At 30.5% G+C, this 13,791-nt stretch carries 11 protein-coding genes and 1 pseudogene; all 12 read right to left on the reverse strand.

Going from position 1 to position 13,791, the window contains the following annotated elements; genetic code table 11:
* Window positions 1-209 precede the first annotated feature (209 nt).
* On the reverse strand, window positions 210-1,316 hold the full coding sequence (locus MPTP_RS07340) for a cation diffusion facilitator family transporter (RefSeq protein ID WP_162836833.1): 1,107 nt from the start codon (window positions 1,314-1,316) through the stop codon (window positions 210-212).
* A 523-nt stretch (window positions 1,317-1,839) separates the two neighbouring features.
* Window positions 1,840-3,324 carry a YhgE/Pip family protein gene (locus MPTP_RS10250; RefSeq protein ID WP_013774498.1) on the reverse strand — a complete coding sequence of 495 codons (1,485 nt, stop codon included), beginning with the start codon at window positions 3,322-3,324 and terminating at the stop codon, window positions 1,840-1,842.
* Window positions 3,325-3,424: 100 nt separating this feature from the next.
* Complete coding sequence (locus MPTP_RS10255) at window positions 3,425-3,928, reverse strand: ferritin family protein (protein ID WP_013774499.1); 504 nt, start codon at window positions 3,926-3,928, stop codon at window positions 3,425-3,427.
* A 29-nt stretch (window positions 3,929-3,957) separates the two neighbouring features.
* Entirely contained in the window at window positions 3,958-4,530 is a 573-nt protein-coding gene (locus MPTP_RS10260) for a YhgE/Pip domain-containing protein (protein ID WP_013774500.1), read from the reverse strand.
* Window positions 4,531-4,855: 325 nt separating this feature from the next.
* Complete coding sequence (locus tag MPTP_RS07350) at window positions 4,856-5,107, reverse strand: hypothetical protein (RefSeq protein WP_013774501.1); 252 nt, start codon at window positions 5,105-5,107, stop codon at window positions 4,856-4,858.
* Between the two features lie 205 nt (window positions 5,108-5,312).
* Window positions 5,313-6,065 (reverse strand): tyrosine-protein phosphatase, encoded by a 753-nt coding sequence (locus MPTP_RS07355; protein ID WP_013774502.1) that lies wholly within the window; start codon window positions 6,063-6,065, stop codon window positions 5,313-5,315.
* 578 nt (window positions 6,066-6,643) lie between these two features.
* Window positions 6,644-7,525 carry an alpha/beta hydrolase gene (locus tag MPTP_RS07360; protein ID WP_013774503.1) on the reverse strand — a complete coding sequence of 294 codons (882 nt, stop codon included), beginning with the start codon at window positions 7,523-7,525 and terminating at the stop codon, window positions 6,644-6,646.
* An 801-nt stretch (window positions 7,526-8,326) separates the two neighbouring features.
* Window positions 8,327-8,662, reverse strand: a pseudogene (locus MPTP_RS07365) (type II toxin-antitoxin system PemK/MazF family toxin); the annotation flags it as partial.
* Window positions 8,663-8,700: 38 nt separating this feature from the next.
* On the reverse strand, window positions 8,701-9,819 hold the full coding sequence (alr, locus tag MPTP_RS07370) for an alanine racemase (RefSeq protein ID WP_013774505.1): 1,119 nt from the start codon (window positions 9,817-9,819) through the stop codon (window positions 8,701-8,703).
* Window positions 9,820-9,840: 21 nt separating this feature from the next.
* Entirely contained in the window at window positions 9,841-10,194 is a 354-nt protein-coding gene (gene acpS / locus MPTP_RS07375; RefSeq protein ID WP_013774506.1) for a holo-ACP synthase, read from the reverse strand.
* Between the two features lie 211 nt (window positions 10,195-10,405).
* Window positions 10,406-11,914 carry a degradosome RNA helicase CshA gene (gene cshA / locus MPTP_RS07380; protein ID WP_013774507.1) on the reverse strand — a complete coding sequence of 503 codons (1,509 nt, stop codon included), beginning with the start codon at window positions 11,912-11,914 and terminating at the stop codon, window positions 10,406-10,408.
* A 421-nt stretch (window positions 11,915-12,335) separates the two neighbouring features.
* The gene (locus MPTP_RS07385) at window positions 12,336-13,721 is read right to left on the reverse strand and encodes a UDP-N-acetylmuramoyl-tripeptide--D-alanyl-D-alanine ligase (RefSeq protein ID WP_013774508.1); all 1,386 of its coding nucleotides are present in this window, start codon (window positions 13,719-13,721) and stop codon (window positions 12,336-12,338) included.
* Between the last annotated feature and the right edge of the window lie 70 nt (window positions 13,722-13,791).

Consider the following 13,791-nt stretch of genomic DNA (forward strand, 5'->3'; position numbering starts at 1 on the left):
TATGTATTCGTAGTTTAATCATTTTTTACCAAAAAGATAACTCACTATATTAATCTGAATGATTCTATTTATCTATATTGATGAAAAGAAAAGACAATTATTAACCTAACCATACCACAATTTTCTACCTAATAAACAATTGAAAAAAATATTTTGTTAATTGACGTTTTACTATCCATACGTATTGTCTAATCAGTATCTATATTTTTCTATAATAAATAGGTATGATCAAATGTAATTATTACAGAATAATCACCTATACGTACATTTACTTTTTGTTGAATTTTTTTTGTTAGTTCTTCTTCTGTTACTGGATATACAGTAGCAGGAAGGACCAAATCAAATAAAATTTTTGCTGGTTTCTCATGAATATCTAAGCGAATATCATGTATTTTTAACTCCTGATGAATTTCTTGAACAATTCGTCTGATCTCCTTGCGAACGAATTGTTGCTGTGTATCATGTAAATTTACTGGATCAATATGACAAACTAAATCAACTGCTAATTCATCTTTAAATTGTTGTTCAATCTGATCAACAATTTCATGGGCTTCATTTAGATTTAATCGATCATCAATTTCAATATGCACAGAAGCAAATGTTTTTCTGGGTCCATATTGATGAATGAGTAAATCATGATATCCTACAATAGAAGGCACAGAAGCCAGATATTTCTTCATTTTATCAATCTCTTTTTGATTTGGACGCATACCAATCAATTCATTAATAAATCCTCGGATCAACAGAATACCATTAACAATAATATAGCAAGCAATTAAAAAACTAACATAACCATCAATTTCTAATCTTGTAAGCCATTGAATGCTGGCAGAAATAAGTACAGAAATTGTTATATAAACATCATAAATACTATCTTTTGAAGAAGCAATCAATGTTTCAGAGTGAATCTTTTCAGCAATTTTTTTATAAAAAACGCCTTGCCAAACTTTTATCAAAATTGAAAATAATAAGATAAAGATAATAGTTGAATTAATATGAACAGCTTGAGGTGTTTTAATTCGTTCAATTGAACTAGTTAAAAAACGAAAACCTACAACGATAATGGAAATAGAAACCAACATACCGCTAATATATTCGAAGCGTTCATGTCCATAAGGATGGTTTTGATCTGCTGGTTTACCAGAGATATAAAAACCAACTAATGTTAGAATTGATGAAACAGTATCAGATAAATTGTTCATAGCATCTGCCATAATGGATACGCTACCAGAGATGAGGCCAATGATTAATTTAATAATAAAAAGTAGAATATTTAGAAAAAAGCCGATCTTCCCTGCAAAAACTCCTAATGCTATATGTAAATTTGTTGTTTTTTTCTCTTGCTGTTTTTTTCAAAATAATTAATTAGAGATTGAATCATCATTGAATTTAACCTGCCTTTATTAACCTATGTTGTCACCATAAAGTTTACTATAAAATGAATTTTTTTGTTTGTATAGCAAAATGACTTATTTTTCATTATTCTTTTATTGTTTAGAAAAGCCAAACTTAACTTTGACGATCTCCATGTTTTTTTCTTAGTGTTACTTAACTTTTTAGATAAAAAATGGATTATTTTCTTCATTTTTTTTGCTAATTATTTAGAAAAACAATCAATGAACCTACTTAAAATTATGAAAATTTATTCAATAAAAAGAAGAAGGGATCAAACAAATCTTTGATCCCTTCTTCTTTTTGATAGTAATATTAACTATCTTTTTTCCTTAGATTTTCATTTGTTTTTTCTTTAATAACAGAATCGTTAAACAAATCTAAAGAAAAATAATTTGGTTCTATCCCTCGTTCTCATAAATTGGTATTTCTAACTAACCTAAACGATTAATGGAACAAATGACTTTCATGTGAAATATTCGTTAATTTTTTCGTTTGTTTTTCAATTGCTGGATAAAAAAGAACACCAAGGCAACCAAATATCAAAGTTAATATACATAAAATCGCAATTGCACGCCAAGCATTTTGCCAATAAATACCTCCTGCTGATTCCCTTAATAGGTTTACCGCATGGGTAAACGGCAGTAGTGGATTAATTATTTGGAAGGACTTCCCAGAAACCTGAATTGGATAATTACCTCCACCACCAGAGATTGATAGTACTAGAATAATAATGGCTATTCCTTTTCCAATGTTCCCGAATAAAGCAACCAGTACATAGACCATAGTTGTAAAGGTGATAGAAACTAATAAAGCAAACAATACACTATAAACAGGTTGTTTTACCGTAACTCCTAATAAAAACATATTTCCAAGTGCAACAATTAAGGATTGTCCTATTCCAACAGTTAAAAAAGTTAACATGCGAGCTATAAATTGTTCTTGTTTAGTGAATTTTCTTTTCATTTTATCAACTAAATAATAATCTGTTGTCGCCACACTTGAAAATAACACAGCACCTACCCATAAACATAAGGCTGTATAAAAAGGTGTAACAGAAGAACCATTATTTTTAATTGGGTAAATGGCATGTTGAGCAATATCTATTGGTTGAGCAAAAAAGTTGCTTTCACGATTTGCATCTAATTTGAGTAATTTGATAATATCACCCAAATTTGCTGTCTGTTCTCCTTTATGAATAGCTGTTGCTGCTTTTGCTAATCCGGCTTTTAATGTAGGCCAATCATTAATAATTAGATCGTTCGCTTTATTTAGAGCTTCCTCAACAGCTGGCATTTTTTGATTCACCATTATTAGCGTATTTGTTAAATCATTTCTAATGCCTGGATAATCATTTTTAATAAAATCGGCTGCAGTATTTAATTTCTTCGAAAGTATTGGCAATTCGTTATTATAAACATCAGCTCCCTTATTAATACCATTGATAATATCAGTCATATGACCATTTAATAAAGTGTTTGCCTCATGAATTTCCTTTTTCATGGCAGGTAATTCACTTTGATATTTTTCTAATATACTCAATGCATTGCTAATTGTTTTTTGAGTTGAACCTAATAAGTCATGGAAATGAACAGCTTTTGCTTGATCAATATATCCTTGTGCACTATTAATTGTATGAATTAACTTATCTAAAGCTACACTGATTTTCTGTTGTACCTCATCTACATTAATGCTACCAATTTGTTCATTGACACGATTTGCTGTATTGGATATTTGGTTCAAATATGCATGTATTTGTGTAACATCACCATTTTGAACATAGCCATTAATGATTGTTAGTTTTTCATTTAGGTCTGTTAATTGTGCATTCGCCATTTTTAATTTAGTAATTGTTTCTTGCAAGCTACTATCACCAGAATTTTCAAGGATACAAATTAATTGTTCATTGGCTTGTTGTTGTTGAACAATCATTTCTTGTAATTGAGTAATTTGTTGATTAATCTTACCCTTCTCAGCCTGAATATTTCCATCAGAAAGTACTTGTTGGAGCTTATTTACAATAGTTACTGTTTCATTGGTTACTTACTTGCACCTGACCTATCGTTGTTTTAATACTTGTTGAAATTCCTGGTAGGGCATCTTGTAATTGCTTTGCTCCCTGAGCCGTTTTTTCTCCAAAATCACTCGCTTGATTTGTTAACCCTTCTATCTTGGGCAATGCTTGTTGAACCTTTTGAACAATTTGAAGTCCCTCTTTTGCCTCAGTAATGCCTTCAGTCATGGTTTGTTCAACGTTTGAGAAATCATTATCAACCATAGCCAACTGTTTACCCGCATTTTGAATATCTGGAATTTTTTTCTGTAATGTTAGTATCGCACTTGCTTGTTGGGTGATTGAAGGTAATTTACCATTTAGGGCAATAATTTTTTCACCAAGTTCATCTATTTGTGGTAAATAATTGGCAAATTCATTGGCTTTTGCTAATTTGTTTTTCATATCTGGTAATTGTGAATGAATTTTTGTAACTTCCTGAGTATACTTATCAATTGTTCCAACATTATCATTTGTTGACAATATTAAATTTTTTATTTTATTAATACTGACTAAATTTGAATCAACATTGTAACCAATTTCGTTGAATGTATGTAGTAAAGTATTACTAGCTGTTTTGATAAATTGATTTGTAATCTGCTCCTGTAGAGAAGAAGCCCCCTTAATTGTAATCTTTGGCGCAATGGCATTGATTTTTTCATTAATTGAATATTCAATTTTTGGTTTTTTATATCTCCAGAAACGAAGCTCATTAGGTCTTTTGAAAATTCTCTAGGTAAATAGATGCCAGCGTAATATTTTCTAGATTTAACACCATCATCCAATACTTTTTTTGAATCAACAAATCGCCATCCCAATTGTTTGTTTTTATGTAAATTTTTGAGTACTTCATCTCCAATATTAATTTTCTTTTCTTTAAGAGAAACAGTTTGATCATCGCTGTAGATAGCAATAGGTAGTTCACTTGTATTTCCATAAGGATCCCATAAAGCACCAATATTGAACCAAGCATAAAGTGAGGGAATAATTAGTAAGGCAATAATTAATAATGTTGCAATAGGATTTTTAAAGACCCGTTGCCAATCCAATTTAAATAATTTAAAACTATTGTTTATATGTCTCATCTATACTCACCTTTTTCTTTCATGAATGCTAACAATTATTTACTTTAGCATATTATTTTAAATGCTATCAAATAACAAATTAGAGTTTTGTCGATTTATACGACAATTTTTGAAATCTGTCTTAGAAGAATGAATCCAATCCCCAAATCACATTAAAATGAAAATGGATTCAAAAAATCATATCAAAAGCATAGTAAGTCTGTAAAATTGAATATATTTTTTCTCATTAGTAAATTCTTTTCATGAAAAAGGCAAGACAAGAAGATTGCCTTCTGTCTTACCCTTTGATCCATACTATTGTTCACAAAGAAGGTTATTTTTTTACCTAAACAGTTTTATCTACTTGATATTTTTTTAAAAATTTGCCTACAGCATCTTTGACTTCTTTTACATCATCCGGGTTTAAATAAGACAATGCCCGTGGCATAACACCCATTAAATACATTTTATTTAGCTGATTGGTTGATTTCTTCTCCATTATCTCAGATAAAAGTCTTTGCATATTTTCCTTATCTTCAGGCTTTGTTCGATCCATAATATAGGTGGTAAGCTTGTCTGCTCTTGCTTTTTCATCCATCACGTTTACCTCCTTTTATTTTTCCATTATAAACGGTGTTGAGCTCAAGGAAAAATTATTTGCATTTGTTAATTTCCAGCTTGATAACTAGTTTTAGAGAAAAGAAAACTGGTTCGTTATCTACTCTAACTTAATTTTTAGTCATAAATGACTGTTTAATTCTAATTTTTTGTGTAAATATGTAGATAATAAATCATCGATTAAGTTAACAAGTATAGCATTTCTTCATATCTGTTAAATTTTTTTCTGATAATTTTAACCCATCCTTAAAATAACCAAGAACACTACCAAAATGTTCTGCTATGGTGTTAAATGCTGTCTGTAAATATTCTCTTTTTACATATAGCATTGTTGAGATATGCTCTAATTCTTTCTCGGTTTTTCCTGAATGTCTTAATGTCTCTAATAATAAATCATTCGCTTGTTTACGCTGAATGTTTGTTTTTAAATAATCTTCAAAAATAGCTTCTTTTTTTACATCTAGTGCACTTAAAATCAAGGCAGCTCCAATACCTGTACGATCTTTTCCAGCAAAACAGTGAAATAATAGCGGTTCATCTGGATGACTTAAAAAATCTTCAAAAAAAGTTTGATATCCTTTAAGACTAGAATCTGCCAAGATCATTTCTTGATAAATTTTATTCATAACCTTTTCAGGTGACATATTTTCTTGACGAATTAAATCTTCCAACGAAGCACTTTTTCCGACAACACTTGCTAATAAATCGATATGCATATAAGAAGTACCAATTATTTCGTCATCTGGACGCTCTATTTTTTCTTTTTGATTTCTAAAATCATAAATCCTATTTATTTTATGCGTATCTATTAATAATGCTTGATCTTCTTGACATACGTTGACAAGTTCGCCACTTCGAAAGAAGCAATTTTTTTTAACCATTTTCCCATTCTTAGTTGAATAACCACCAATATCTCTAAAATTCACAATTGTTTGCATATCTATAACTCCAATCCTAATTATCTTTAAAATAGGTTGCATACTTTAAAATAACACTTATTCATTTATTGTCTATTATGACGTATGTACAATCACTCATCACTATTATGATAGCATAATTTTTTAACTACTTGACTAAAATTTAAATATTTTTTATAAATTCCAACTATAAAGATGGATTAAACCAATAAAAATACAATTCAAAATTTATTTGAATTGTATGGTTTATGCTAACAGATAAAACTTGAATAAAAATAAATTTTATTTTTAATTAAAGAATAGGCTAAAAATTAGTTTTATTCCATTTTTATTGAGAAATTGTAGAAAAACATCAGAGAATTATCTATATGAATATATCTTTTTTAACATCAATCTTACTAGAATAATTCACTGCAATTCTTTTAATAAAATTAATTTGGCAATGAATTTGTTTAGAAATTGGCTTTTTAGGTATAATAGTGTTATTCATATTTTTATTCTGTTTTGAAATTTCGAAAAATCTTTTTAACCATCAATCAAATGCAATTTTATAAGTATTTTTCTATTTATATTAAAGATAACTTGACTTTATTTTGCCTTTAAGCTTCTGTTATATAGTCTTTAAAAAAAGCCAACTCAGTAAGATTACATATTCTTGCAATATCACTTTTTTGGTCCAAATGAAATACATGACCTAATTCACTTCTATCTTCATTTTCATATAAATTGTACTGCACAGGAATCTGTTTTATTTCTAAGAATTTGGCAAATGGCGCTGCTAGGTCTTTTAAAAAATCATGTGATGCAGTCATTATACTTGTTGGTGGAAAATTATTTGTAATGTACTTCTCTACTGGAAACTGACTAGACAGGGTTTTATCTATTGTATCTTGAAAATAATAAGGAAAATCTTTATTTATTTCTTCATTTTGACCAATGAAATAAACACCGCAATTTAATGCAATCGCTTTAAATTTTATTTGAGCAATTTTAAAATCAAATAATTTTTCATAAGCTTCATTACTAATAAGTGTTGCATATTGCTCGGCTATTTGAGCACCGGCACTATCACCCACTACAAATATGTTTTCTAAATCAATAAAATATTCTTTATGATTGGCTAGTATCCAATTCATTAAGTTGTTTGTATCTTCTAATGGTGCAGGATATCTAGTATTTTGTGCTAATCTATAATTAAAATTAATTACTGTAAATCCCTGTGTTGCTAAAAACATTGTGTAGAATTTATAAATTTCTTTATCACCATAAAAGAATCCACCACCATGAATACTAATTATCGTAGGTAACAATTTTGTAGGTTTTTTTGGATAATAAATATCTAATAAATTTTCTATTCCGTAAGGCCCATAAGTGATATTTTTATTTATTTCAATGGTTTGTGGCTCTTTTAATCCAGTATTACGTTTAGTATCAATTGCTGAAAATTGCTTTCGCATGGCTTCTATATCTATTTTTTCCATTTTTATATTCCTTTCAGTATTATAATTCTGTTTACTTTTAAATCGAATGCAACGATAACTCAAATGAACAAATTATAGTCAATAACCATAAATAGGTAGGTGAAAAAAGTTAACTAGCAATAGATAAGCGATGTTTCTTTTTTTATATCTTATCTTTTCTATGAATTATATTGTATATAGCTATTTTTTATTAAATGATTACTTTTTATCATCTTTCAATAACTACTGGGTATTTATTTAATAATTTTTTTTAAAATCAAAAATTTGACCTTTAGAAACTTATACTAATCAACTATTGATATTACAAAAGTACTGGATACATCATGAATAGATCTTTTAAACTCTAATTTTTGATATAATTCTAAGGACAGTATTCATCATCTGTTTAAATTTTATAGAAGAAAAGCAAGTTGAATTAATATAGTCAATGAAAAAGTTAAAGAGTGGGATGACGAGCTTCTCACTCTTTAACTAGAAAAACAAATTAGACTATCTTTTGCCAACCATCTTAAGTTATTTGGACTTTCATCAAGATTATTATCAAATGATCAAATAACTATTCTAAATCAGCAAGGTATTTTTTGTGAGCGACAATTCTTTCTATTTGAAATAATTAGTTATTTTAACAAAGAAAATCATTGATTATTAAAAATCAATACAGTGGCATTATTTCACATAATTATATGTATGAACGTTTGCATTGGCAGTATTTGTTTTTTTCGTAGTTTTGGTACTTACTTGGGCTTTTACATTGGTATCTGCTTTTTTCGTAGGTTTTACCGTTGAATTTTTCTCTTCATGGATGCCAATACTAACACCTAATGCCTGATCAACCGCATTCATTACTTCTATTTCTAAATGGCAAACCCGCTCTTTTAGACGGACTTTATCGATTGTTCGAATTTGCTCAAGTAAAATAACGGAATCACGTTCAATACCTGTTTTTTTTGAATTAATGCCAATATGTGTGGGTAATTTTGGTTTTGCTATTTTTGCTGTAATCGCAGCAACAATAATTGTCGGACTAAAATGATTGCCTAAATTGTTTTGAATAATCAGAACAGGTCGTATTCCTCCCTGTTCAGAACCAACAACCGGGGATAGATCTGCAAAGTAGATATCTCCTCGTTTAACCATTAATATAGGTCCTCCTTTTTTATTTGTATTTCCTCTTTTTATTTGTATTCCCTTGGCACTCTTTGTGAGAAGGTACAAGCTACTTCATAATGAATGGTCTGCAAATGATCTGCAATCATCTGTAAAGTAATCTCCTCCTCTTGATCTTTACCAACTAATGTTACCTTTGTTCCAACAGGAATTTCTTTCTTTAAATGAATCATACACTGATCCATGGATACTCGTCCAATAATTTCACTTTTTTCACCATTCACTAATACATAAAAACCTTGCATATGTCTTAACCAACCATCTGCATACCCCATAGGAAAAGTACCAATCCATTCATCCTGGGAAGTGATATACGTTTCTCCATAGCCAATCCCTTCTCCAGCTGGTAATTTTTTTACCTGAACTAATTCACTGGTAAGGCTAAGTGCAGGAAGTAATGGATAAGGTGTAGCAAGTTTGCCACCTGAGGGATTTAATCCATACATCGCTACACCAAAACGAACCATATTATAATTATTTTCTTGATGCCAAAGTGCAGTTGCACTGTTACTAACATGAACATACTGTGGTAAAAAGGGAAGAATTTGAATTATCTTTTGAAATTTTTCATTTTGATGATCAAAATAATCTGTATCTCTCTCGTCTGCTGTAGAAAAATGGGTAAAGATGCCTTCCCATTCCATATAAGGATTATTTGTTATTGTATTTATTGCTTTTTTCACAGCTGTTTCGGTTAAGAAACCAATTCTTCCCATTCCTGTGTCCACTTTAATATGTAATCTCAAAGGTTTCCTTGGTTTTAACTTCTCTAAAATAATTGCTGCCCTCTCCAACCAAGATTGATCTGTGACAGTGACTGATAAATCGTAGGCTAATAAATCTTCAATATAATCAGGCATTACAATACCTAGGATAAGAATAGGATCTGGTAATGACGCTTCACGTAACTCAAGGGCCTCATCTAGTAAAGCAACACAAAAACCGGTTGCTCCTCCCTTTTTTGCTGCATAGGCTGTTTGAACAGCGCCATGTCCATAGCCATTTGCTTTAACAACTGCAAATAATTCTGTTTCTGCTGCCAATCGCTTTTTTTCATTATGAACATTGTTATAGATTGCTTGTGTATCAATATGTATTTTTGTTGGACGATGCCGTCCTACAACCATAATGTTTTCTTCCTTTCTTTTTTATAATTCTAATACAATTTGTGCAACTGCCATAATCTCTGTATGAGAAATTGAAACAAATACTTCACCTGTATGTGGTGATTTTGAAATATAAGGACACCCTGTTTTTTGCTCTTTTAATATCTCTATGTCTTGAAAAGACACAGAGCCTATGCCTGTTCCCCAAGCCTTTGAGAAAGCTTCTTTACAGGCAAATCGTCCTGCAAGAAATTCAACTTGTCGTTTAGAGGAAAGCTTTTGAAAAATTTCTATTTCATTTTTTGTTAATACTTTAGTAATAAAGTTAGGCTTCGTTTGAATAATCGTTTTCATTCTAACTAATTCTACTATATCAATTCCAATTCCTTTAATCATAAATTTATAAGCATCCTTTATATTTCAAATTATATTTATTTTAACAAATTTTTCTAAAAATGCCACGTATTAACTACTAAATTGTAAATAATTCTATTTTTAATGAGCTGATCAATCATTAGATTGTTTAAAAATGAATAAAAATAGCCTTTTATTAATCTTTAATAAAAGGCTATTTTTATTCATTTGAATTATCATTTATTGGTAGTAATTAATTTGAGTTATCACGAATTACAAAATTACGTTTTTTGTTTTCATTACGCTTTGTATTTGCAGATCTGTTGTTTTTTGTATAACCGCCTCCGCTACGATTATTCTTTCCTCGATAATTATCTTTGCCTTTTCGACTGCGATAATTTCCGTTGGATTGATTATTCTTATTAAATCCTTTTTTGGTTGATGGCAAAGGACGTTCCGGAGTAATTTTAACTGGTACCATATCTGATGGATCCTTAGAAACAACTTTTAATAATAAAGCTACCAAATCTTCTGATGAATATTTTTCCAATAAGTTTTCAGCTGATTTTAGATATTTCTCTAACCCATTTTCTTCCATTTTTTTCTCAATATCTTCAATTGCTGCCCCCAATTGTCCTTTAAACGCTTCTGTTTCGGTTGGTGGACGCAAAGTAGACATACGTTTTTTCGTTAAATCTTCAATCACATGCAAATAGCCCATCTCATTTGGTGTTACAAAAGTAACAGACATACCACCCTTACCAGCACGTCCAGTACGACCAATACGATGAACATAGCTTTCTGGATCTTGTGGAATATCATAATTATAAACATGGGTCACGCCAGAAATATCTAATCCTCTAGCCGCCACATCTGTTGCTACTAAAATGTCCAAATCTCCATTTTTAAAAGCACGTAAAACGCTCATTCGTTTTTGTTGAGAGAGATCACCATGGATTCCTTCTGCTTTATAGCCACGAGTTTCAAGCCCTCTAGCCAATTCATCTACTCTACGTTTTGTTCTACCAAAAACAATGGTCAACTCTGGTGTTTGAACATCCAAAAGACGAGTCATAATATCAAATTTTTCATAATCCTTTGAACGCACGTAGTATTGATCAATTAAATCAGCAGTCATCTCTTTTGCTTTAATTTTAACATGATCAGGATTTTTCATAAATTTTATGCCAATATTTTTAATCGCAGTCGGCATTGTTGCTGAGAATAACAACGTTTGTCGATTTTCAGGAACCTGTGAAATGATTTTTTCAATATCTTCTAAAAAGCCCATATTCAACATTTCATCTGCTTCATCTAAAACTAGTGTTTCAATTACTTCTAATTTTAATGTTCGACGATTTAAATGATCCAATAAACGACCTGGAGTTCCAACAACGATTTGTGGACGTTCTTTTAATGCACGGATTTGTCTACCAATATCAGCACCACCATAAACAGCTTGAATTTTGATCTTCTTATCTCTACCTAAACGATACAATTCTTCTTGAGTTTGAATCGCAAGCTCTCTTGTTGGTGCAATTACCAATCCTTGTAATTTTTGGTTTTTTGTATCAATTTTTTCTAACATTGGTAATCCAAAGGCAGCTGTTTTCCCTGTCCCTGTTTGTGCTTGTCCAATAACATCCTTACCCTTTAAAGCCAATGGAATTGTTTCTGCTTGAATCGGTGTTGCCTCCTCAAAGCCTGAACGTTCAATAGCTAATAATAGTTGTGATGATAATCCTAGTTCTTTAAATTTCAAATGATATCCTCCTATGTATTTTTATTCAATATTCTCTCAGGTGTTTAATTTTCATTAATTAATTGTTTATTTAGAAAAAGATGTCAAATGGCAAAGAGAAAATAACTGACAACCATCTTTCTCAAAGACCGAAAAATCCACCCGCTGAAGCCTATAGGCATTAGAAAAGCCAAACGCCTACCGTTTAGCTTATTATTTATTATCTAAAATAGAAATTCTTATTTCTATTCTCTAAATTATTACTTCAATCTTCCGGCAATAGATTATTTTAACATACTTTGCTATATTTAACAACTATAAAATATAAATATACATTTCTGCTCATTTTTATACTTGCTTTTTATAAATATATTCGCCTATCCTAACCAGATTTAGTGATTAATTATCAATGATCTTCTATTTGCTTAGCTGACGATTTAAACTAGAGACGATTCATTTCTTTTTTTGTTAGTGCCTCTATAACTTCAGTTAATCTCATACCATTACTTCCCTTAACTAATAGTAGATCATTTGGTTGTAGGGTTGCTTTTAAATAGACAATTAAGTGTTCTTTTTCCATTTTTGGATAATAGTGCACATGATTACCATAAGTTTTTTCCAATATTAAAAATAAATTTTTCATCTCAGTTCCATAAAGAAATACTTCTTGAATAATAGCTGGGAATAGATGTTTACTTAGTTGCTGATGCATCATTTTAGATGTTGCACCTAACTCAAGCATATCACCTAAAACAACAATTCTTCTTCCATTGGTGAACATCTGACCAAAACTGTCCAATACTAAACTTACCGCTGTTGGATTGGCATTATAAACGTCGCTTAGTATTTCTACGCCATTATTTGCCGTTACCCATTCTGTTCGATTTTTTGTTAAATGCACTTCAGCTAATGTCTGTTGCATCTCTTTTTCAGGAACCTGAAACCACTTTCCTATAATTAAGGCAATACAAGCATTATCAACATTATATTTACCAGGCACAGGTATCGTAAATGGTAACTGGTAGCCGGATAGTTTAAATGTTGTCTTATTTTTCTCTTCTAGTTGTACACATTCAACGAAATCCGCCTCGTTTGTAAATCCAAATGTTTTAATTGTTTGAGTTGAATTAGCAGTTAATGGTTTCAATAAAGGTTCATTTTCGGGAATGATTAATAACCCATCTTCAACTAGGCCCTTAGTAATCCCCATTTTTGCTTTAGCAATTTCCTGACGTGAGCCTAAATTTTCAATGTGGGCTTCACCAATCATTGTAATTGCAGCAACGGTTGGAGAGGCTAATTGAGAGAGAAAATCAATTTCATCTGCATGATCCATTCCCATTTCTAACACAAGCATTTCAGTTTCCTCTGGCATATGCAAGATTGTATAAGGCAATCCAATTTGATTGTTATAATTTCCTTGTGTTTTATAAGTAATATATTTTTTTGCTAAAACGGCAGCTATCATATCTTTTGTTGTCGTCTTGCCATTACTACCTGTCACAGCAATGACTTGTGGCGCTAGTTTTTTTAAATAATACATTGCTAAGTCTTGTATAGCCTTTAGTGTATCTACAACTTCTAAGATTGGAAATCCTTCTGGCGCAAGTGAACTTTCTTTACTCCATAAAGCTGCTTTTGCACCTTGAGACCTTGCATCCATAATAAATTGATGGCCATCTGTTTTGCCACCTAAAGGGATAAACAAACTCCCAGATGCCAATTGGCGACTATCAAATTCAATTGTGTTTATTGTAAAGTCTGACCATTGTTTCCAATTGTTCGTTGCTTGAACAACATCTGCTATTTCCCAAAATGTGAGTGCCATTTTTTCTATCCTTCCAACTTAATAAATTTATATTTTATAATTGATCAAAATTTCTAGAAACAATATTCTT

The organism is Melissococcus plutonius ATCC 35311 (assembly GCF_000270185.1).
Lineage (GTDB): Bacteria > Bacillota > Bacilli > Lactobacillales > Enterococcaceae > Melissococcus > Melissococcus plutonius.

Bases quoted from the DNA above. Each gene is read 5' to 3' on its own strand.
- MPTP_RS10250 (WP_013774498.1), bottom strand. From the start codon at position 3,324: ATGATTGTTCAACAACAACAAGCCAATGAACAATTAATTTGTATCCTT.
- MPTP_RS10260 (WP_013774500.1), bottom strand. From the start codon at position 4,530: ATGAGACATATAAACAATAGTTTTAAATTATTTAAATTGGATTGGCAA.
- MPTP_RS07350 (WP_013774501.1), bottom strand. From the start codon at position 5,107: ATGGATGAAAAAGCAAGAGCAGACAAGCTTACCACCTATATTATGGAT.
- MPTP_RS07355 (WP_013774502.1), bottom strand. From the start codon at position 6,065: ATGCAAACAATTGTGAATTTTAGAGATATTGGTGGTTATTCAACTAAG.
- MPTP_RS07360 (WP_013774503.1), bottom strand. From the start codon at position 7,525: ATGGAAAAAATAGATATAGAAGCCATGCGAAAGCAATTTTCAGCAATT.
- alr (WP_013774505.1), bottom strand. From the start codon at position 9,819: ATGGTTGTAGGACGGCATCGTCCAACAAAAATACATATTGATACACAA.
- acpS (WP_013774506.1), bottom strand. From the start codon at position 10,194: ATGATTAAAGGAATTGGAATTGATATAGTAGAATTAGTTAGAATGAAA.
- MPTP_RS07385 (WP_013774508.1), bottom strand. From the start codon at position 13,721: ATGGCACTCACATTTTGGGAAATAGCAGATGTTGTTCAAGCAACGAAC.